Genomic DNA, 21,051 nt, shown 5'->3' with positions numbered 1-21,051 from the left:
AAAACTGCCTGCCTGTGAGATGGCGTCGAAGGGGGGACGCAGGATTGCAGGTGCCTGTAGCATTTGCGTGACGGATGCCAAGCTGCCATGCGCATCGCGCGTGGCGCCGATGGGACGAATGGCGTGCGGCAGATGGAAGGAAGCGATCATGATCCCGCGGGAATATCTGGATTCGGCGCAGGTGCCGGGCGGGCAGGAATTGAAGCTCTATCGGCGCGGCGCCGATCATATGATCGTGCTCGACCGCAACGAGTTGATGAGCAGCCGGATGAGTGGATCGGAAAAGCAACTGGCGCTGATGACGATCGAACGATTGCAGGGGCGCAAGGCGCCGCATCTGCTGGTTGGTGGCTATGGCATGGGTTTCACCCTGCGCGCGGCCCTGGGCGTGCTCGACGGATCGGCGCGCGTGACCGTGGCCGAACTGGTGCCCAAGATCATCGAATGGGCGCGCGGACCGATGGCCGATCTGATGGCCGGATGCCTGGACGATCCTCGCGTTGAGTTGCTGATCGAGGATGTCGTGCCGGTGATCGCGGCGGGCCAGGGGAACTATGACGCGATCCTGCTGGATGTCGACAATGGCCCGGATGGACTGACCGCTGCGGCGAATGATCGGCTCTATTCGACCAGCGGGCTGGCGGTAGCCAAGGCGGCGCTGAAACCCGGCGGGATATTGGCGGTGTGGTCGGCGGGATCGGACGATCCCTTCACCCGCCGCCTGCGCAATGCAGGCTTCGAAGTGGACGAGGTGGCGGTCAAGGCGCGCGACAATGGTAAAGGGCCGCGCCACGTCATCTGGTTCGCGCGGAAGCGGTGATTTTTTTGAACTAAGTCCTGTGGACATTTATCGCATGGCGATCTTCAAAGCTGCGAGGTTGATCATAGCTCGGTAGCTTTGATCGGTTTTCTCGTATCGGGTGGCGATCCGCCGGAATGTTTTGAGGCTGCAGAAGAAGTTCTCGACGAGGTGCCTCCAGCGATAAGCGTGAAAGTCGCATTCGATCTTTTGCTTTCGGTTCGATTTGGGAGGGATCACCGCTACAGCGCCTCGTTCGTTCAACTCGGTTCGCAACCAGTCTGCGTCGAAAGCCTTGTCTCCGAGGAACATATCGAATTCGACGTCCTGGATTAGCGGTTTCACTCCGACGAGGTCGTGGCTCTGGCCAGGCACCAGTACGAAACGGGCTAGGTTTCCCAGCGCATCTACCAACGCCACGATCTTTGTGGTCAGCCCTCCGCGCGACCGTCCGATCGCCTGACGATGAGTCCCCCCCTTGCGCCGGTGCCCTGCTGATGGACCCGGACGATCGTGCCGTCGATCATGGCATATTCAAAGTCGCGGTCGCCGGATAGCTGCTCAAATAGAAGGTCGAAGATCCCTTTCACCGCCCATCTGCGGAAGCGACGGAAATTGGAGTTCCAGTTGCCGAAGCTCTCCGGCAAGTCCCGCCACGGCGCTCCTGTCGCAGCGATCCATAAGACCGCATCGACAAATCTCCGATTGTCTGCGGCAGAACGGCCTCGGTCCCCGATTTTACCGGGAAGCGCAGGACGAACCCGTTCCCACTGCTCGTCGCTTATTCCGTGTCGATCCAAAATGACGCTCCCTTCGCCAGTCTTGAATCCGATCCACGCGAAAAAGGGAATCCCCTAAATGTCCACAGGCCTTAGGTTACCGCCTTCGCGGGAACCCATATTGTTATACACATTCAATGGAAATCGCGTGATCGCGGCAATATCCGCACATCCCTGGGATGTCTGCGCGGCGATGGGGCGGCGCGCGCATGGACGGGATGAGTCACCTCATCTCCGCGCATCATCGGCTGTTCCTGCAACCAGTCCAGCGCCTGGCTGGCGTCGGTAACGCGATCGACCATCAGATGGACGACATTTTCCTTGCTGCGCTGGACTTCACCTTCGATCAGCATCAGCCGCGCCGCCATAACCGCGCGCCGCTGTTTCTCCATCTCACGCGCCCATAGCAAGGCGTTGACGATGCCGCTTTCATCCTCGATCGTGATGAAGACCGCATTGCCTTTGCCCGGCCGCTGGCGGATCAGGACCACGCCAGCCACCTTCACTTTCGCGCCGTCTTTGGCGGCATTGACCGATGCGCAGTCGATGGCGCCGCGTCGGGCGAAATGGGCGCGCAGAAACTGCATCGGATGGCCCTTCAACGACAAACGATGGGTCTGATAATCGATCGCGACTTCTTCGGCCAACGGCATGGCCGGCAGCATCGGATCGGCTTCCCGTCCGAGTTCGGGCAGATCCTGCGTAGCGAAAAGCGGCAGTTGGGCCGGCGGCACGCGGCGCGCGTCCCACCCCGCCTCGCGCCTGCTTCGGCCGATCGATTGGAGCGCGTCGGCGTCCGTCAGCAGATGCAGCGCGCGCGCGGGCACCCCGGCGCGGCGGGCGATATCCTCCATGTCACGCAGGGCGCTTTCCTGCCGCGCCGCGATCAGCGCCTTGGCCCATTCCTCGCGGAATCCATCAATCTGCTTGAGGCCAAGGCGCAGGATGCGCTCCCCTTCCAGGCTGCTATACCAGTCGCTCGCCTGCACATCGATCGGCCGCACCTCCACGCCATGTTGCTGCGCGTCGCGGACCAGTTGCGCGGGCGCGTAGAAGCCCATCGGCTGGCTGTTGAGCAAGGCACAGGTGAAGACCGCGGGATAATGGCATTTCAGCCAGGAGGAGACATAGGCGAGCCAGCCGAACGCCTGAGCATGGCTTTCGGGAAAGCCATATTCACCGAAGCCCTTAATCTGTTCAAAACAGCGTTCGGCGAAATCGAGCGGATAGCCGCGCGCCGTCATGCCACCAATGAACTTGTCCTGCCAATAGCCCATCGTCCCGCGATTGCGGAAGGTGGCCATGGATCGACGCAGACCGTCCGCATCTTCCGGCGTGAATTTGGCGGCCACGATCGCCAGCCGCATCGCCTGTTCCTGAAACAGCGGAACACCAAGCGTCTTTTCCAGCACGTCCTTCAATTCGTCGGGATTGTCTGGTGGCCCCGGATAGTCCGGCGTTTCTTCCTTGTTGCGCCGTCGAAGATAGGGATGGACCATACCACCCTGGATCGGGCCGGGCCGCACGATCGCGACCTGGATGACGAGGTCGTACAACTTCTTGGGCTTCATGCGGGGCAGCATGGAAATCTGGGCGCGGCTTTCAACCTGGAAGGTGCCGATGCTGTCGCCCTTTTGCAGCATGGCGTAGGTTTCCGGATCTTCGCGCGACACCGTTTCCAGCTTCAGGTCGTCCAGGCCATGCAGGCGCATCAGGTCGAAGCTCTTGCGGATCGCGGTCAACATGCCGAGCGCCAGCACATCGACCTTCATCAGTTTCAGCGTTTCCAGGTCATCCTTGTCCCATTCGATGAAGGTGCGATCGGGCATGGCGGCATTGTGAACCGGTACCAGTTCGTCGAGCCGCCCCTGGCTCAGGACGAAGCCGCCGACATGCTGCGACAAATGCCGGGGAAATTCGAGCAGGCTGCTCGCCATGTCGCGCAGCCGGGCGAGTTCGGGATTGGCGGGATCGAAGCCGGCTTGGGTCAGCCGGGCTTCGGGCACTTCCTGATCTCCGCTCCAACTGCCCCAGACGGTGCCGGACAAGCGCGCCGTCACATCCTCGGTCAGGCCCAGCGCCTTGCCGACTTCGCGTAGCGCGCTGCGCTGGCGGTAACGGATAACGGTCGCGGCGATGCCCGCTCGCTCGCGCGTATAACGGCGGTAGATATATTGCATCACCTCCTCGCGCCGCTCATGTTCGAAATCCACGTCGATATCGGGCGGCTCGTCCCGCGCCTCGGTCAGAAAGCGGGAGAAAAGCAGCTTCTGTTCCACCGGGTCGATCGGCGTGACGCCCAGCAGAAAGCAGACTAGCGAATTGGCCGCTGACCCGCGCCCCTGACACAGAATCGGTGGATCAAGGCTGCGGGCATAGGCGACAATGTCGTGGACGGTCAGGAAATAATAAGCGTAGTTTTTGAAACGGATCAGACGGAACTCGTCATTCAGTACGTTCCGATAGGCGGGCGGCAATCCGTCGGGGAAGCGCGCCTTCGCATTTTCCTCAACCAGATGTTCGAGCCAGTCCTGCGGCGCCCAGCCTTCCGGCACCGGCTCATGCGGATATTCATAGACCAACTGGTCTAGATTAAAGTCGATGCAGCCCAACAAATCCTGCGTCGCGGCGATCGCCTGCGGGCAGGCGGCGAACAGGCGCGCCATTTCTGCGGGGGCTTTCAGGTGGCGTTCCGCATTGGGGGCAAGGCGGCGGCCGGCGGTCTGGATCGTCAGCCCTTCGCGGATACAGGTCAGCACATCCTGCATCTGTCGATCCTCCGCTCCCGCATAAAGCGCATCATTAGTAGCGATCAACGGCACGCCGCATTGCGCCGCGAGCGCCTGCCGCCGGGCCAGCATCCGCGCATCACGCCCGGATCGCCCCATAGTCGCGGCGAGCCAGAGATGCGGGCTGAGCGCCCGCAATTGCGCCAGCAGCGCCGCGTCGTCATCCATCGCGATCAACGCCATGTCCTGCGCATGATCGATCAGGTCCGATAAGCTGAGTTCGCACGCGCCCTTGATCGTGCGGCGATTCCCCTCGGTCAGCAGCCGGGTCAGCCGGCCCCAGCCGAAGCGCGTGCGCGGATAGGCGATGATGTCGGGCGTGCCGTCGGCAAAGACCAGCCGCGCACCGACGATCAGGCGCATGGTGACGCCCAGCGGCTTTAGATCCTTGAGCGCCTGATGCGCGCGCACTACGCCCGCCACCGTATTGCGATCGGCAATGCCGATGCCGGTCATGCCCAGATGCGCAGCCTGCTGCACCATCTTCTGGGGATGGGATGCCCCGCGCAGGAAACTGAAATTGGTGGCGGCCACCACTTCTGCAAAGTCGCTCATGCGAACAGGCCGTGCAGATACCAGACAATGTCGGTTTCCTCGCCGAACAGGCCATGGCGGAACATCCAGTAACGGCGTCCGTCGCTATCCTCGATCCGGTAATAGTCGCGCGTCTTGCCTGCGCCACCCGGCTGATGCCCATCTCGTCTGCGCCACCATTCCGCCGCGATCCGCTCCGGCCCTTCGGCCAGCCGCACTTCATGCAAGCGGTCGCGCCAGCGGAAGCGCTGGGGTGGGCCATCGGGCACGCCGGCGATCACCGCCACCGGCTGGGGCGGGTCGAACAGCAGCAGCGGTCGGGGCGGGCGATCCTGCGCTGTCGGCCAAGGCTGCTGCCGGGACTGCGTCGCAGGGATCAGCCGTTGCGCCCCTTCGGGCAGATGCCTGTCGCAGGGCTGGAGGCGGCGGACATTGTCCGGGCCGAGGCGGATGCCCAGACGATCGACCAGCGCGACGATGCCGTCCTCCGCCGCCTGTGCTTCCCCGTCCATAGCCTGCTGCCGTTCGGCCAGAGGATCCACGCGCGGCACCGCCAGCAACATGGCGTCGAAGCCAAAGCCGGGGTCGAGTGGATCGGCCATCGTGTCGATCCGTTCCCGCAGCAAGCGCAGCACGACGGCGGGATCGCGCACCGGCTGTCCGGTTTCGATCGCCAGCCCCTGTCGCGCGCCATCGCTGCGCAACAAACGGATGACGAAGCGGCGGCCGCCCAGCTTGCGCGCCTCCATCTGCCGCGCGGCCTGATTCAGCAAATCCTCGATCACGTCCATGACATCCTCGGTCCGGGCGATCGGTTCGGGAAAGCGCGCCTCGGCGCGGATCGGAGCCGATGGACGGCGCGGCGCGATCGGGCTGGGCGCTTCGCCCAATATCTGGCGCAGCCGGGTGACCGCCTGCTCGCCGAAGCGGGCGGCGATCATGCCCATGGGCCGCTGGGACAGGTCGCCGATGCTACGCAGGCCGGCCCGGCGAAGGGCGGCCAGTGCGCCATCGTCCAGTTCGAGCGCCGCGACCGGCAACGCGGCTACATCGCCGCCGCCATGCCGGGCCAACGCACGGGCCGCCATGGCGTTGGGACCAAAGGCATGGCGGCTGGCATAGCCAGCCATCGCCCGCGCCTGTTGCGCAAGCGCCTTGGGACCGCCGAACAGATGGCCGCAACCGCTGATGTCGAGGATGAGGCCATCCGGCGCATCCAGCGCCACCATGGGGGTAAAGTGCCGCATCGCCTCCAGAAGGCGATCGAGCGCCTGCGCATCGGCGACCGGATCGGCCGGGCGCGTGACGAGCGTCGGGCAACGCGCCCGCGCATCGGCCAGCGTCATGCCCGTCGTCAGTCCCTGTTTGACCGCCAACATGTCCACCGCCGCCAATCGCAGCGCATTGCCGACCCGCGCCACCAGCGCGAAGGGTTCGGGTGCGCCGGCTTCAGGCGACCTGTCGCTGATCGGCTCCATCGTCGCCTGCATCCGTTCGCAGGCGAGAAAAGGGAACCACAGCGCCAGGCAAAGGCGCTCGTCCGTCTGCATCCCTGAAACATCCACCTTCACTATCCCATGTCAGCCGCCAGCGTCCGCCCGCCGGACCGCCACGACAGCGGAGCAATTGGGCCTCGATCGCCGGGTATCCGGGAGCGTTCGCCTCCAGCGCTACGGAGGGCGCGCTTTTGATGGTCCAGCGGGTCTGCGCGCCACTCGATCGCGGTTCGGCATCGCTCCGCAGCAATATTATGCAGGCGCCGGAGGCTTCCGCCGCCAACACCAGACGGCGGCTGGCGGTCAGGTCATAGTCGGCGAACCGCCCCTCGCTCTCCATCAGCACTCCCGCCACGCCCGGACAGCGCGCCGCTTCCAGCCCGGCGCGCAGCATATCCACCTCAGTCCTTGTCTCTACGATCGTCAGGCGGCCGGGCTGGATACCCAGCAACGCCAGTCCGTCACCCGAAAACAGCGTTGGCAGGCGCTGGCGACGCGGTGTACGCAGGGCAAAGATCGCGCCTGCCCCGGCCAGTGGGCCTTGCGTCAGGGCAAAGGCCAAGGCGGCCGCCCGGTCCTCAGCCTGGCTGTGAATTTCATGCAGATGTCCCCGCTCAAGCGCCCGGCAGGACGCTTGCACTTCTGACGCATGCCGCCCTGCCGGACGCGCGCTGCTGATGGGACCATGGGCTGTCATATCTAGAATCACTCACTATGTTCTTCTTATGTTCTATATGTGCGCGTTCGTCCAGCATCGAAAGAATGCGAGGGAAGGACGATGTCTTATCTATCCGACAATGATAGATAGATTGCATCATTTTGAAACAAAATGAAATTATCGTAATATTACCAAATACGTAGTAATATTGTGAAATTATCGTTTCTCAAAAGACACATTGCCTGAAAAGCCGCTGTTTAACAAAATCACAATATTGACGACTTGCGTCACGACAAGGCACATCCCTTCCATCAACTCGATGCAGACACGATAAAAACTGCACGGGTCGCCTATACCGCATCGAAGGGATCATATCATGACATCGGCTGAATTTTGCAGGCGCCTCTTGGCGTCGACGGTCCTGCTCGGCCTGTCGAGCCCGGCCCTTGCCCAGAGCGGCGCACCGGAAGGCAGCGCCGCGCCCGCCGAGACGATCGTCGTGACCGGATCGCGTATCGCCCGTCCTGACCTGCAGCAGGCATCGCCCATCGCGGTCATCGGCAGCCAGGAACTCAAGCTGAGCGGCAAGATCAATGTCGAGGCGATCATCAACGATCTGCCGCAACTGATCCCCAGCACGACCGCCGCATCCAACAACCCAGGTGGTGGCGTATCGACGGCCGACCTCCGCGGCCTGGGTTCCACTCGCACGCTCGTACTGGTCAATGGCCGCCGCTATGTTTCCTATGACTCTAACCAGGTCGTCGACCTCAATACCATCCCCGCCAGCCTGATCGATCAGGTTCAGGTCGTCACCGGGGGCCGGTCGGCGATCTATGGGTCCGATGCCATCGCCGGCGTCATCAACTTCGTCATGAAGCAGAATTTCGAAGGTGTGGAAGCCAATGCCAATTACCGCATCAACCAGGCGGGCGATGGCGGCACATTCAACACCAACCTGTTGCTGGGCGGGAATTTCGCCGATGAGCGCGGAAATGCGACCTTCTACATCGACTATACCAAGCGCGACGGCGTGTTGCAGGCAGGGCGCAGCTATACCAAGCAGGCCTATACCGACGATGGCGACGGCGGCCTGGCGGCGGGCGGTTCCGGCTCCATCCCCGGCACCCGTTTCGCGATCGGCGGCGTGCAGCGCAAGTTTGAGAGCGACGGCAGCTATTCGGCCTATACCTCCAGCACCGACGCCTATAATTATGCGCCGGACAATTATCTGCAGGTGCCCCAGAAGCGCATCCTGTTGAGCACACAGACCCACTACGAGGTCAGCGACCACCTGACCGTTTATGCCGAAGGGCAGTTCATCAACAACCGGGTCAAGAACCGGCTGGCCTCCACCCCCTTCACCGGCACGGTGGAACTGGACAATGACAGCAGTTTCCTGTCCACCTCTTCGCAGGTGCTGCTTCAGGGGCTGGACAGTGATGGCGACGGCTACACCACCGCGTCCATCTATCGCCGCATGAACGAAGTCGGGCCGCGCATCTCGTCGGTCGACAATACCGCCTATCGCACTGTCATCGGTGCACAGGGGGCGATTGCCGACCACTGGAATTATGACGGCTATTACAGCTATGCCCGCACCAAGTCGGTGGAAACCCAGACCGGCAACGTGTCGCGCAGCCGGGTCGAGCAAGCGCTGGCGACCACCTATGACAGCGACGGCAACCTGGTCTGTTCCGACACCAGCAACGGCTGCGTCCCGCTCAACATTTTTGGCGCGGGCAACATCAGCGACGCGGCGGCGGCATTCATCGCCATCCCGGCGAAAAATGTCAGCACCATCACTGAACAGGTCGCCAACTTGTCGATCACCAACGGCAATCTGTTCGACCTGGGTGCTGGCCCGGCCGGAATCGCGATCGGCGCGGAATATCGCAGCGAACATGGCAGCTATGATCCCGACTATGCGCTTTCATCGGGCGACGTCGTCGGCTTCAACGCGGGCGAGGGCCTGTCGGGAGGCTATAATGTGAAGGAGTTGTTCGCCGAAATCGACGTGCCGCTGCTGGCAGACATGCCGCTGGTCCACAAGCTGGAGTTCAACGGCGCCTATCGCTTTTCGCGCTATTCCACCGCCGCCAAGTCGGTCAGCACCTATTCAGCGGGCCTGGTTTATGCGCCGATCCAGGACATCACGCTGCGCGGCCAATATAGCCGGGCGGTGCGCGCGCCCACTGTCGCGGATCTCTATTCTGGCCAGTCGGAGGATTATCCGACCGCGAACGACCCGTGCGAAAACGCGGCTGCACTGACTAACGCCAACCTGACGTCAAGCTGCGTTGCCGCTGGTGTGCCGTCCTCGCTGCTGGGCACCTCGCTCAATGGCGGCAGCACGCAGATCCAGTCCTATAGCGGTGGCAATAGCGACCTGGGCGTGGAGACGTCGGACACCTGGACCGGGGGCGTGATCCTGCAACCGCGCCTTCTGCCACGGCTCACGATGACGGTCGACTATTACCAGATCAAGATCGCCGACTATATCTCCACGCCCGGCACCGCCAACCTGATCGCGGCCTGCTATGGCACGGCGGCCAATGGCTGGACGCCCTATGACAGCAGCGCCTGTTCGCTGCTGCCGCGCAACGCCAACAGCTATGCGATCGAGGGGGCGCAAAACCTGCTGGCCAATACCGGCGGGCTCAAGACGCGGGGCGTCGATTTCGAGGCGCGCTACAGCGTGCCGCTCAATTTCGGAATATTGGGCGCAAAGACAGGCAAGCTGGATTTCCGCATTTCCGGCACGCGGCTGATCCAATATGATCTCAATCCGCTGGCGGCGATCCCCGAACTGACGCAGAAATGCGCAGGCAAATTCGGCATCTATTGCGGCAACCCCTATTCCAAGCTGCGCCTAAGCAACCGCGTCACATACAGCAGCGGTCCGCTGACCCTGTCGCTGACCCATCGCCACTTGTCGAGCGTCAAGGATGACGACGATACGACCCAATATAGCGTTGAGAAGATCAAGGCCTATAATTTGTTCGATCTGGGCGCGCAGATAGAAGTGACGAAGAATTTCGGCTGGACCATCGGCATGAACAATATCTTCAACAAGAAGCCGCCAATCCTGGGCGACAACCAGGAACAGTCGAACACCTATCCTTCGACCTATGACGTTTATGGCCGTGCCTTCTTCGTCAATGCGTCGGTGAAGTTCTGATTGGACGGACGGCCTTTCAAGTCGGCGTAGAAAGCCCGGCGCTGAACGATCGTAGCGGCATGGGTGAAGATCGCGTCGGCGATGGTCGCACTCAGATCGAAGACCTGAAGAGGTTGACATCAAACGCCTTTCGCCGTTCAGAACGGGATTTCTTCGCCTTGAAAATCGAACAGCTTGCCACTGTCGGGCACCTTCAGACCCTCTATCACGTCCAGCAGTTGCAGCGCGGCGCGTTCCGGGTCGAACAGGCGCCCGGCGGGAACATTGCCCTGGAAAGGGCGTGACAAGAATGTATCGACCGTGCCGGGGTGCAACGACACGACTATGCCCCGATCGTTGCGGCGACGCTCCTCGATCGCAAGAGTGCGGATCAACATATTGAGCGCGGCTTTGGATGCCCGATAGCCATGCCACCCGCCAAGGCGATTATCGTCGATCGATCCCACCCGCGCCGATAACGCCGCGAACAGCGTGCGCCCTGTCCGAGGCATGATCGGCAAGAAATGCTTGGCTACCAGCGCGGGGCCGATCGCGTTGATCGCATAGAGTTGCGCAAGCCATTCCGGATCGAGATCGCGCAGAGCCTTTTCCGGCCCGCTATCGCCATCATGCAGCAAACCCGTCGCGACGATGACCAAGGTGGGCACAGGGCCGCCCGCAACATGCGCCGCGGCCGAGGCGATGCTGGCTTCATCGCGCAGATCGATATGCTGAGCCTCGCTTCGGGAGCGAGCGAAACCGTGGACGACCGCAAATGCGCCTTCCTCGATCAGCGCTGCTTCCAAAGCGCCGCCAATCCCGCCCGATGCACCGATGATCACGGCGGAAGCCTTGCCGCCCGTCGTCATGTCCGGGTGAAACGCCAGCGATCCGCATCGCTCTTATCGGCATCGAAGCGATAGCCGTCGCTGTCGAACCCGCGCATCGCATCCACATCGGCGACATGATGCTCGCACAACCAGCGCGCCATCATGCCGCGCGCACGCTTGGCATTGAAGCTGATGAAGCGCGGGCCGTTCGGGCCTGGCTCACGAAACTCGACTTCGATCACCCGGACATTGCCAAGCCGCCCCTTGATCGCCGCAAAATATTCCTGGCTGGCGAGGTTGAGCACAATCCCCGACCCTTCTTCGGCAATCTGGGCGAGGAGCAATTGGGCGATCCGATCGCCCCACCAGTCGGTCAGGCTTTTATGTCGTGGCGCCCAGCGCGTGCCCATTTCCAGCCTATAGGGTCGGATAGCGTCCAGCGGCCGCAATAGGCCATAGAGGCCGGACAAAATGCGGACATGGTTTTGGGCGAAGGCGACGCCGGCCGCCTCCAGCGTATCCACTTCAAAACCGGTATAGACGTCGCCGGCAAAGGCGAACAGCGCCGGTCGTTCGGGCAGATCCGCAAAGTCGCGGAACCGATCGGCATTGAGCTTGGCGAGACGCGGAGAGATATGCATCAATTCCGACAATCGTTTCTGCGTCAGGTTCGCCGCCGATTTGGCGAGGCTATGCGCCTCCTGCGCGAAATGCGGAGTCGAAACATCAAGCGGCGGCAGGGTGCGCTCAAAATCAAGCGTCTTGGCGGGGGACAAAAGGGCGATCATGGCTGCGCGGGTAGAACGCTGCGGCGCGTGCGTCAAACGATCGGATGACATGGCGCGCAACACCCGCCTCTGCGGTTTGCCCGTGCAAAAACCCGCAACCGTCGCCGCAAGGCGCCCGCTGCTCCGCGAGTAATATCTGCGCCATCATAACTGGGCCAGACAATTCGCGAGATCGCTTTGCTTGAAAGGCTTGGTCAGGCGCGGAAGGTCGGGTGAAATGCCCTTTCCCTCGGCATAACCCGACACCACCAGCACCCGCATTCCCGGTCGAGATTCGCGCAGTTGCGTGGCGAGGTCCGTGCCCGTTATGCCCGGCATTAGATGATCGGTGACGAGCAAATCTATCTCGTTGGAGATGCACAACATCCTTAGCGCTTCCTCCCCCGAATGCGCTTCTACGACCGTATAGCCCAGTTCGCTGAGCATATGGGCCGTACTGGCGCGCACCAGATCCTCATCGTCCACCACCAACGCAACACCGCAATCGCGCTGCGCGCAGTCGATCTCCATCGGCGCGGGCGCCTGTTCGGGGCACGCATCCGTCGCCGGCAGCCACAGGTCGATGCGCGTACCCCGTCCGACCAGGCTGTCGATGAACAGACCGCCGCCCAATTGCGCGGCGAGGCCATGGACCATAGAGAGGCCAAGCCCGGTCCCCTGCCCGACACCCTTGGTCGTGAAAAACGGCTCTACGGCCTTGGCTATCGTGTCCGCGTCCATCCCCGACCCGGTATCGATCACGCTCAGCCGGACATAGGCGCCCGGTCGCAATCGGGCCGGATTGTCGGCTTTCACCTGGTCCAGCGCCGCGCCGATCGTCAGGGCGCCGCCATCGGGCATCGCATCGCGCGCGTTCACCGCCAAGTTGAGGAGCGCCATTTCGATCTGGTTCGCATCCGCCTTGGCCGGCGGCAACGCATCGGCGACGTCGATCGCCACCTTGATCCGCGGACCGCAAGTGCTGGCGACCAGATCAAAAAGATTTTCAATGAGATCGCTGATGTTGATCGCGGTCGCCTGCAATGGCTGTCGCCGGGCGAAGGCGAGCAGACGTTGAACGAGAGTGCGCGCCCGATCGGCCGACTGGACCGCGCCCTCGATCAGCTTGCGCTCCCGATCAGTGCCGATTCCGCGCCGGAGCAACAGGTCGAGACTGCCAACGATCGGGGTGAGGAGATTATTGAAATCATGCGCGACGCCCCCCGTGAGTTGCCCCATCGCTTCCAGCTTCTGCGACTGGCGCAGCGCTTCCTGCGCGAGTTCGAGCGCCTGGGTGCGCTCCACGACGCGCTCTTCAAGCGTTTCATTGAGACGCCTCAGCCGTTCTTCGCTCTCACGCAGAGCCAGTTCCATCTGCCGACGGTCGGAAATATCGTTGAACAGGATGGCGACCCGCCGCGCGTTCGGATCGCCGACCCGAAACGCATAGACATCGTACCAGATGTTCCCCAGCGCCTCGGCATGTTGTTCGAAACGCACGCGCTCGCCGTTCTGGGCAACCGCGCCATAGACGTCGAACCAATGCTGCTCATGTCCAGGCACCATCGTCCGCATGGATTGTCCCACAGCACCCTGCAAACCGGTCTGGCGTTCAAAGGCGGGATTGGCCTCAACGAACCTGTAATCGATCGGGCTTCCGTTCGCGTCGAAGACCATGTCGATGATGCAGAATCCCGCATCAATCGATTCGAACAGCGATCGATATCTATCCGCGCCACGATGCAGTTCCTCCAATCGCGCCCGCGCCTCATATTGGCGCCGACGTCCCCGCAGCGCCGACTGGACGAGGCTGACCAGAGTGGTGGGGTGGAAGGGCCGTTCCAGGAAGGTGACGTTGCCGAGCATGTCCAGAAACCGCTTCGCGGCTGGATTGCGTTCAAGACCGCCGCCCTTTTGCGTCAGCAGCACGAATGGGAAATCGGACCATTCCGGCTGCGCATCCAGCCAAAGCGCGAGCGGATTGAGATTCGCCGTCCGCAGCCCCTCTTCGGTGAGCAGCGCGAAACCCGCGCCCCGTTCCAGTTCGCCGACCATGTCGCGTAACGAGGCGGCGATCGTCGATCGCAGCCCCGCATCGGTCAAGATCGACCCGGCGATGGCGGCGTCGCGCCCGTGCGGCGCAAGGATGATCCCGCGTTCGGAGAAATGCGGGATCACCGCGCCTCGTCCTCCAGCAGGGGAGGCGCGCCCTGCCCGCCGACGAAATTGGGCACGCCCCGCAAAACCCCCTGAAACCCGACCAGCGGTTCGCCCAGACGGATGCCATAGCTGCCGATGCGGAACTCGCGGATCGTGTCTTCATGCGCGCCCGTGCGCTTCTTGATGATCGAGATGGCGCGCCGCACGCGCCCCGATGCCTCGAAATAGCGCAGCAGCACAACGGTATCGGCCAGATAGGTGACGTCCACCGGCGCCTTCATGTCGCCCACCAGGCCATGTTGCGCCACGGTCAAGAAGGTCGTCGCGCCCTGTCGGTTCAGATATTGCAGCAATTCGTGCATGTGCAGGACCAAAGCATTTTCTTCCGGCATAGCCGCCTGATATCCGTTCAGGCTGTCAATGATGATCGTGCGGACCTTATGTTGTTCGACACAAGTGCGCACTCTTTGAGAGAACTCGCCAGGAGACAATTCGGCCGCATCGACCTGTTCGATGACGAGATTGCCGTTGGCGACCATAGCCTGCATGTCGATGCCCAGCCCGATCGCGCGGTTGAACAAAAGGCCGATTTCCTCGTCAAACACGAACATTGCCGCCCGTTCGCCGCGCGCGATCGCCGCGGCGACAAAGGTCAAGCCCAATAGCGACTTGCCGGTTCCGGCTGGCCCCAGGACCAGAACGCTGGATCCGCGCTGGATGCCCCCGCCCAGCAGCGCGTCCAGCGCGGGCGAGTCGCTGCAAAGCAGGTCGCGTGTGAATTCCGTCTTATGCTCTGCCGACACCAATCGAGGGAAGACCCGCACGCCGCCTGTATCGATGATGAAATCGTGGAAGCCGCCGCGGAATCGGCGGCCACGATATTTGATGACGCGCAATCGCCGCCGCTCCGGCCCATAACCGGGCGACAATTCCTCCAGGCGAATCACGCCGTGCGCGACGCTATGCACCGTCTTGTCCGCGACGTCGGCGGTCAGGTCGTCGAGCATCAGAACGGTCGCGTTCTGCGTCGAAAAGAAATGCTTGAGCGCCAGTATCTGGCGGCGATAGCGCAGCGAACTTTGCGCAAGCAGGCGGATTTCCGACAGGCTGTCCAGCACTACCCGGTCGGGCTTCACCTTCTGGAACATTTCGAAGATGCGCCGGGTGGTTTCGCCCAATTCCAGGTCGGACGAATAAAGCAGGCTCTGTTGCTGGTCCTCGTCCAGCAAGCTTTCGGGCGGGACCAGTTCGAACAGGTCGATGCCGGAAAGATCCCATCCATGCGATTGCGCGCTCTCGCGCATCTCCTCCTCTGTCTCCGATAGCGTCACATGCAGGCATTTTTCGCCCCGCTCCGCGCCCTCCATCAGGAATTGGGTGGCGATCGTCGTCTTGCCGGTCCCTGGGCTGCCTTCCAGCAGGAAAACACGTCCCCGCGTTAACCCACCCGCCAAGATATCGTCCAAGCCCCCAATGCCGACGAGGGCAGGTTCAGCGGCGGCGTGGGTCATGCTCGACTTCCTTGCTATTTCTATAGGCTCATCGGGCTAACATAGCTGCCCTTCCGGCAAAATCGATCTCAGCCTGATTCACATCAAGAACCAAGCAAATCCCGATTATTTCCTGCCTCGCCAAAGCGTCCCTAAAAAACTTCCCCTCCTGTCAACTCCGGTGGCCCCGACAATCAGGCAATCCGCCGTGCCGCGATTGTATCCCGACCAGAGCACCGCATAGCGGCCGGACTGCCATTCCCTGAGGATTAGATGTTTAGGCGATTATTCGGTTCTTCCGCTCATGATATGGCGATCGACTTGGGCACCGTGAATACGGTCATCCACGTTCGTGATCGCGGCATCGTCCTCAACGAACCGTCCGTTATCGCGATCGAGACCATCGCCGGAGTGCGGCGAGTCAAAGTGGTAGGCAATGAGGCTAAGCCGATGATGGGGAAGACACCCTCCAACATCCAGGCGATTCGCCCTCTACGCGACGGCGTCATTGCCGACATCGACGTCGCCGAACAGATGATCAAGCATTTCATGACGAAGGCGGTCGGATTGTCGGGACGATTCAGCCGACGTCACGAGGTCGTCATCTGCGTCCCTTCCGGTTCGACTATGGTGGAACGGCGCGCCATCCAGGTTGCGACGATGCAGGCGGGCGCGACCCGCGTGCAGTTGATCGATGAACCGATGGCCGCTGCGATCGGCGCCGGCCTGCCCGTGACTGAGCCGCGCGGCGCCATGGTGGTGGATATAGGCGGCGGGACCACAGAGGTCGCCGTCCTGTCGCTGCAAGGGATTGCGTACAGCAATTCCGTCCGCATGGGTGGCGACAAACTGGACGATGCGATCACGTCCCATGTGCGGCGTCATCACAATCTGATGATCGGCGAGATGACGGCGGAGCGCGTCAAACATGCGATCGGGTCCGCGGTGCTGCCGGTCGACCAAGGACGCACAATGCAAGTCAAGGGACGTGATCTTGTCAATGGTCGTCCGGCCGAAATCACGATCAGCGAGTTGGAGATTGCAGAAGCGCTGATCGAAGGCGTAGGTCAGATCAAGCAGGCCGTCATGGCCGCGCTGGAGCAGACGGCGCCCGAATTATCCGCCGACATCATAGAGGAAGGCATTACCTTGACCGGAGGCGGCGCCCTGCTGGGGCATTTAGACCAGGCCCTGTCGGAGCAGACCGGCCTGCCCGTAAGGGTCGCGGACGACGCGCTGATCTGCGTGGCCATGGGCGCCGGCAAGGCCCTGGAGGATTCGGCCTATAGAGGCGTGCTGACCACCGCCTAAGCTGATCCTGTCGTCCGCGATGCAAGCGGAGGACAGGAAAGCGCGAGCGGAGAGGCAAGGCGTCTGTATATGCCACCGCTTGACGTCCATGCGCGGTCGGCGCAGGCATAGTCGCGTGCCCTTGCAAATTGGCGAAGACATAGTCGATCATGCGTTCGATCAACTAAAGCATAGGGGGCCTTATGATATTCGACGATTTCCTGCGCCACCGTCGGGGGGAACAGATCCTTCCAGAGGATCGGGCGGCGCTCGAATCGTCGGTCGGTGAAGTCCGGTCTTTGCCTGCGCGGATGACCCTCGTGCGCAAAGGGGAGCCGGTGCATTTCAGCACCTACCTCGTCGAGGGACTAATCTGCCGCTACATGGATGACCGGGAAGGCCTGCGGCAACTTGTCGCAGTACATGTGCCGGGCGACTTCGTCGATCTCCATGCCTATCCGCTCAAGCATCTCGACCATGACCTGGCAACTCTGACGGCCTGCAAAATCGCGACGGTGCCGCACAAAAATCTTGACATTCTGATGAGCGACCGACCGGGGCTGGTCAAGCTTTTGTGGTTCAGCACGCTTCTTGACGCGGCCATGCATCGCGAATGGATTTTCCGCCTGGGCCGGCTGGATGCCGTGGCGCGCGTCGGGCATTTTTTCTGCGAAATAGAGGCGAAGCTGCGGGCGGTAGGGCTGAGCGATGGCGTCAGCTTCGAACTCGCCATGACCCAGAATGATCTGGGCGAGGCCTGCGGTATAACATCTGTGCACATGAACCGCATGTTGCGGATGCTGAAGGAACAGGGTTTGCTCGAAATGCGGGCCAGTCGGGTGCAGATGCTCGACCGACCAGCGCTTGCACGGCTCAGCGAATTCGATCCGTCTTATCTGTTCATCGATAAATAAGTTCAGGAACTTCTGTCGATTGTTCTCCGTCTAAGAATCAGCGACAGGAGATAATTTGCCAACCCCAGATATTCAGGACATGGCGAGCCAAGCTATTGCCGAAAACGGCGTAGTCCTTCTCGATGGTCTGGATGGCGTGGCAGCCGCTATGACGGCCGACGCCGCGGGAGGCACGGCCGGCTTTGGTTCGCGCTGCAGTAGAGGCACGACGCCAACGGTCGGAACCAGGCTGACGCCACCACCCACCTCCATGGGTCTAATCGCCATAATCTCGATCAAGTTGCGGAACCTTCACGTCGAACGAGCGCTCCGCTGACGCCATTATATGGAACGGTTCATTCGCTCCTCACGAATGGCGGCATGATTCTCACGATATGGAATTCACACATGCTCATCCGTGCCGGGTTTGATCTTGCTTTCGAAGCCTATGCGCCAACACAAATGGTCACGATGCTGAGCGTCAGGCCTTCACGGTTTTCCGATCTGAGAACAGACCATCGCATCGTCAACGATCGCGGCATTGAGCTTATCGACAGCCATGACGCTTATGGCAATATCTGCACGCGCTTTCTTTTGCAGCCGGGCATGACCCACCTATCGTGCGACTTCATCATCGCCGACAGCGGAGAAGTTGATCGACAAACTCTGCAGGCGCATCAGCATGACATCCATGATCTGCCGGCCGAGGCGCTGACCTTCCTGGCAGGCAGCCGCTATTGCGAAACCGATCTTCTGTCTGGCGTCGCCTGGGGATTATTTGGTCATGTCCCGCCAGGCTGGCAGCGCGCCCAGGCGATCGTCGATTTCGTGCATCATCACCTGACCTATGGCTATTGCCACGCGCGATCGACCAGAACGGCGTGGGAAGCGTATCAGGAGCGGGTCGGCGTGTGCCGCGATTTCGCGCATCTGGCCGTCGCCCTATGTCGATGCATGAATATCCCGGCTCGCTATTGCAGCGGATATCTGGGCGATATCGGGGTCGATCCTGTCGATGTCGCAATGGATTTTCATGCCTGGTTCGAAGTCTATCTTAGCGGAGAGTGGCATAGTTTCGATGCGCGGCACCGCGTGCCCCGGATCGGCCGCATCCTGATGGCGTGCGGCCGCGACGCCGCGGATACGGCGTTGACCACCGCATTCGGCCCCGTGCGCCTGGCCGGGTTCAAGGTCCATACCGATGAAGTCGCGTCCGTGATCGAGCGTGTCGGAGAAAAAATGGCTGCCTGACCCAGCCACCAATCGCGCCTGCACGAACGATATCCACCCACATCCTGAGCAGCAACGAGGAAAATGTGATGGCCCGAACGCACAAGAGCAATATGCCTTCCAACGGTGGTGAAACGCATCAGACTGCGGAATCGGGCGATTCTGGCACCATCCTTACGACCAATCAGGGTATCGCAGTCTCCGACAACCAGAACAGCCTGAAATCCGGCGTCCGCGGCCCGACGCTGCTCGAAGATTTCGTGCTGCGCGAAAAAATCTTCCATTTCGATCATGAGCGCATCCCTGAACGGATCGTCCATGCTCGCGGCACCGGCGCGCACGGTTATTTCGAGGCGACCGACGATATTTCGGACCTGAGCAAGGCAGCTCTTTTCCGCAAGGGCGAGCGGACGGAGGTGTTCGTGCGCTTCTCCACAGTGGCGGGCGGCGCCGGCTCCGTCGATACCCCGCGCGACGTGCGCGGCTTTGCCGTCAAATTCTACACCAGCGAAGGCAATTGGGATCTGGTGGGCAACAATATCCCGGTGTTCTTCATCCAGGATGCGATGAAATTCCCCGATCTGGTCCATGCGGTGAAGATGGAGGCCGATCGCGGCTACCCACAGGCGGGCAGCGCCCATGACACTTTCTGGGACTGGGCCTCTCTCATGCCCGAAACCACGCATATGCTGATGTGGGCGATGTCGGACCGCACCTTGCCGCGCAGCCTGCGCATGATCGAGGGGTTCGGCGTCCACACCTTCCTGCTAGTCAACGAAGCGGGCGAATCCCATTTCGTGAAGTTCCATTGGAAGCCCAAGCTCGGCCTGCAATCGACCATTTGGGACGAGGCGCTCAAGCTCCAGGCGGCCGACAATGACTATCATCGCCGCGACCTGTTCGAGGCGATCGATGCCGGCAATTTCCCCGAATGGGAACTGGGCATTCAAGTCTTCGACAAGGCGTTCGCCGACGCCCAGCCCTATGACGTGCTAGACGCGACCAAGCTGATCCCGGAGGAGGATGTGCCGGTCCGCATCATCGGCCGGATGGTGCTGGACCGCAATGTTGACAATTTCTTTGCCGAAACGGAACAGGTCGCCTTCTGCCCGGCCAATATCGTGCCTGGCGTCGATTTCTCGAATGACCCATTGCTGCAAGGGCGGCTCTTCTCCTATCTCGATACGCAGAAGTCGCGCCTTGGCACGGCCAATTTCCACCAGATCCCGGTGAATGCCCCGCGCTGCCCCTTCCAGAATTTCCAGCGCGATGGACAGATGCAAATGGCGGTGCCCAAAGGGCGGGCCAATTACGAACCCAACAGCTTGGCCGCGCATGGCGAGGAAGGCGGCCCGCGCGAAAGCCCTGCGCGTGGTTTTACCAGTTCGACGGGGCTGAGCGGCGAGGAGGAAAGCGGCGAGAAGCTGCGTATTCGCCCGGAGAGTTTCGCGGATCACTACAGCCAGGCGCGGCTCTTCTATCGTTCGCAGACCCAGAGCGAGCAGGCGCATATCGCCTCGTCCTTCGTGTTCGAACTTTCGAAGGTCGCTCTGCTCGACCAGGTGCCGCCGCGCATGGTCTCCAATCTGCGCAATGTGGACGAAGACCTAGCCAAGCGCGTTGCGGCGGGACTTGGCATCGCTTTGCCCAAGAGCGCCAAGGCCGCTAAGGAGCCGGTCGACATGGCACCATCGGACGCGCTGTCGATCCACAAGAATATGAAGGCTATGCTAGAGGGCCGCACGGTCGGCATCCTGATCGCAGACGGCACGGACGCAAAACAATTGGACGCGGTGATCGCGAACGTGGAAAAGGCAAAGGGCAAGCCGATGGTTGTCGCGCCCAAGGTCGGCGGCGCCAAGCTGTCCGATGGATCACAGCGCAAGGCCGATGGCCAACTCGCCGGATCACCTAGCCAGATGTTCGACGCGATCGCGATCATCCTTTCCGCAGAGGGTTGCACGGCGCTGATGAGGGAAGCCGCGGCGGTGGAGTTTGCGATGAACGCATTTAGTCACCTCAAGGCGATCGGCACCAGCGAAGCGGCTCAGCCTTTGTTGGACAAGGCCGGCATCATCGCAGACGACGGCGTCACCGGACTTGATGATGCCTTTGTCGGCGCGGCCAGCCAGCGTTTCTACTCACGCGAACCGTCTGTGCGGATGCTGGCCTAATC

At 61.6% G+C, this 21,051-nt stretch carries 13 protein-coding genes and 1 pseudogene; 6 read left to right on the top strand and 8 right to left on the bottom strand.

Annotated elements, in window-relative coordinates:
• The first annotated feature begins 148 nt into the window (after window positions 1–148).
• Window positions 149–820 (top strand): spermidine synthase, encoded by a 672-nt coding sequence (locus sphantq_RS17115; RefSeq protein ID WP_066605318.1) that lies wholly within the window; start codon window positions 149–151, stop codon window positions 818–820.
• A 27-nt stretch (window positions 821–847) separates the two neighbouring features.
• On the opposite strand, the pseudogene sphantq_RS17110 reads toward sphantq_RS17115, so the two are convergent.
• The 4 genes and pseudogenes from sphantq_RS17110 to sphantq_RS17095 all read right to left on the bottom strand — a co-directional run bounded on the left by sphantq_RS17110 (window position 848) and on the right by sphantq_RS17095 (window position 7,094).
• Window positions 848–1,599, bottom strand: a pseudogene (locus sphantq_RS17110) (IS5 family transposase).
• A 113-nt stretch (window positions 1,600–1,712) separates the two neighbouring features.
• Window positions 1,713–4,922 carry an error-prone DNA polymerase gene (locus sphantq_RS17105; protein WP_272799080.1) on the bottom strand — a complete coding sequence of 1,070 codons (3,210 nt, stop codon included), beginning with the start codon at window positions 4,920–4,922 and terminating at the stop codon, window positions 1,713–1,715.
• Window positions 4,919–6,451: a Y-family DNA polymerase gene (locus tag sphantq_RS17100; RefSeq protein WP_272799079.1), complete on the bottom strand. Its 1,533-nt coding sequence runs from the start codon at window positions 6,449–6,451 to the stop codon at window positions 4,919–4,921. Before sphantq_RS17100 ends, sphantq_RS17105 begins: the two co-directional genes overlap by 4 nt.
• A complete protein-coding gene (locus tag sphantq_RS17095; protein WP_129926210.1) occupies window positions 6,351–7,094 on the bottom strand; it encodes an ImuA family protein in 744 nt (247 codons plus the stop codon). The genes sphantq_RS17100 and sphantq_RS17095 overlap by 101 nt, the downstream gene beginning before the upstream one ends.
• 367 nt (window positions 7,095–7,461) lie before the next feature.
• Between sphantq_RS17095 and sphantq_RS17090 the strand changes: the two genes are divergently transcribed.
• Window positions 7,462–10,236, top strand: coding sequence for a TonB-dependent receptor (locus tag sphantq_RS17090; RefSeq protein ID WP_272799078.1), 2,775 nt, complete (start codon window positions 7,462–7,464; stop codon window positions 10,234–10,236).
• Window positions 10,237–10,373: 137 nt separating this feature from the next.
• On the opposite strand, the gene sphantq_RS17085 is transcribed toward sphantq_RS17090, so the two are convergent.
• The 4 genes from sphantq_RS17085 to sphantq_RS17070 all read right to left on the bottom strand — a co-directional run bounded on the left by sphantq_RS17085 (window position 10,374) and on the right by sphantq_RS17070 (window position 15,483).
• A complete protein-coding gene (locus sphantq_RS17085; RefSeq protein WP_066602353.1) occupies window positions 10,374–11,084 on the bottom strand; it encodes an SDR family NAD(P)-dependent oxidoreductase in 711 nt (236 codons plus the stop codon).
• Window positions 11,081–11,833 carry a peroxide stress protein YaaA gene (gene yaaA, locus sphantq_RS17080; RefSeq protein ID WP_272799077.1) on the bottom strand — a complete coding sequence of 251 codons (753 nt, stop codon included), beginning with the start codon at window positions 11,831–11,833 and terminating at the stop codon, window positions 11,081–11,083. The genes sphantq_RS17085 and yaaA overlap by 4 nt, the downstream gene beginning before the upstream one ends.
• 144 nt (window positions 11,834–11,977) lie before the next feature.
• Window positions 11,978–13,990: a hybrid sensor histidine kinase/response regulator gene (locus sphantq_RS17075; RefSeq protein ID WP_272799076.1), complete on the bottom strand. Its 2,013-nt coding sequence runs from the start codon at window positions 13,988–13,990 to the stop codon at window positions 11,978–11,980.
• On the bottom strand, window positions 13,987–15,483 hold the full coding sequence (locus sphantq_RS17070; protein WP_129926215.1) for an ATPase domain-containing protein: 1,497 nt from the start codon (window positions 15,481–15,483) through the stop codon (window positions 13,987–13,989). The genes sphantq_RS17075 and sphantq_RS17070 overlap by 4 nt, the downstream gene beginning before the upstream one ends.
• A gap of 288 nt (window positions 15,484–15,771) precedes the next feature.
• On the opposite strand from sphantq_RS17070, the gene sphantq_RS17065 reads away from it, so the two are divergent.
• The 4 genes from sphantq_RS17065 to sphantq_RS17050 all read left to right on the top strand — a co-directional run bounded on the left by sphantq_RS17065 (window position 15,772) and on the right by sphantq_RS17050 (window position 21,049).
• Entirely contained in the window at window positions 15,772–16,773 is a 1,002-nt protein-coding gene (locus sphantq_RS17065; protein WP_272799075.1) for a rod shape-determining protein, read from the top strand.
• A 182-nt stretch (window positions 16,774–16,955) separates the two neighbouring features.
• Window positions 16,956–17,666, top strand: coding sequence for a Crp/Fnr family transcriptional regulator (locus sphantq_RS17060; protein WP_272799074.1), 711 nt, complete (start codon window positions 16,956–16,958; stop codon window positions 17,664–17,666).
• Between the two features lie 387 nt (window positions 17,667–18,053).
• Entirely contained in the window at window positions 18,054–18,896 is an 843-nt protein-coding gene (locus sphantq_RS17055; protein ID WP_272799073.1) for a transglutaminase-like domain-containing protein, read from the top strand.
• 68 nt (window positions 18,897–18,964) lie between these two features.
• The gene (locus sphantq_RS17050; RefSeq protein WP_272799072.1) at window positions 18,965–21,049 is read left to right on the top strand and encodes a catalase; all 2,085 of its coding nucleotides are present in this window, start codon (window positions 18,965–18,967) and stop codon (window positions 21,047–21,049) included.
• Window positions 21,050–21,051: the final 2 nt, after the last annotated feature.

The organism is Sphingobium sp. AntQ-1 (genome assembly GCF_028538045.1).
Taxonomy (GTDB): Bacteria; Pseudomonadota; Alphaproteobacteria; order Sphingomonadales; family Sphingomonadaceae; genus Sphingobium; species Sphingobium cupriresistens.
This window is presented reverse-complemented; position numbering and strand designations above follow the sequence as displayed.

Excerpts from the sequence above, each read along its gene's own strand:
- sphantq_RS17100 (WP_272799079.1), bottom strand. The coding sequence starts at position 6,451 with ATGCAGACGGACGAGCGCCTTTGCCTGGCGCTGTGGTTCCCTTTTCTC.
- sphantq_RS17065 (WP_272799075.1), top strand. The coding sequence starts at position 15,772 with ATGGCGATCGACTTGGGCACCGTGAATACGGTCATCCACGTTCGTGAT.
- yaaA (WP_272799077.1), bottom strand. The coding sequence starts at position 11,833 with ATGATCGCCCTTTTGTCCCCCGCCAAGACGCTTGATTTTGAGCGCACC.
- sphantq_RS17115 (WP_066605318.1), top strand. The coding sequence starts at position 149 with ATGATCCCGCGGGAATATCTGGATTCGGCGCAGGTGCCGGGCGGGCAG.
- sphantq_RS17060 (WP_272799074.1), top strand. The coding sequence starts at position 16,956 with ATGATATTCGACGATTTCCTGCGCCACCGTCGGGGGGAACAGATCCTT.
- sphantq_RS17095 (WP_129926210.1), bottom strand. The coding sequence starts at position 7,094 with ATGACAGCCCATGGTCCCATCAGCAGCGCGCGTCCGGCAGGGCGGCAT.
- sphantq_RS17085 (WP_066602353.1), bottom strand. The coding sequence starts at position 11,084 with ATGACGACGGGCGGCAAGGCTTCCGCCGTGATCATCGGTGCATCGGGC.
- sphantq_RS17105 (WP_272799080.1), bottom strand. The coding sequence starts at position 4,922 with ATGAGCGACTTTGCAGAAGTGGTGGCCGCCACCAATTTCAGTTTCCTG.
- sphantq_RS17050 (WP_272799072.1), top strand. The coding sequence starts at position 18,965 with ATGGCCCGAACGCACAAGAGCAATATGCCTTCCAACGGTGGTGAAACG.
- sphantq_RS17070 (WP_129926215.1), bottom strand. The coding sequence starts at position 15,483 with ATGACCCACGCCGCCGCTGAACCTGCCCTCGTCGGCATTGGGGGCTTG.
- sphantq_RS17055 (WP_272799073.1), top strand. The coding sequence starts at position 18,054 with ATGCTCATCCGTGCCGGGTTTGATCTTGCTTTCGAAGCCTATGCGCCA.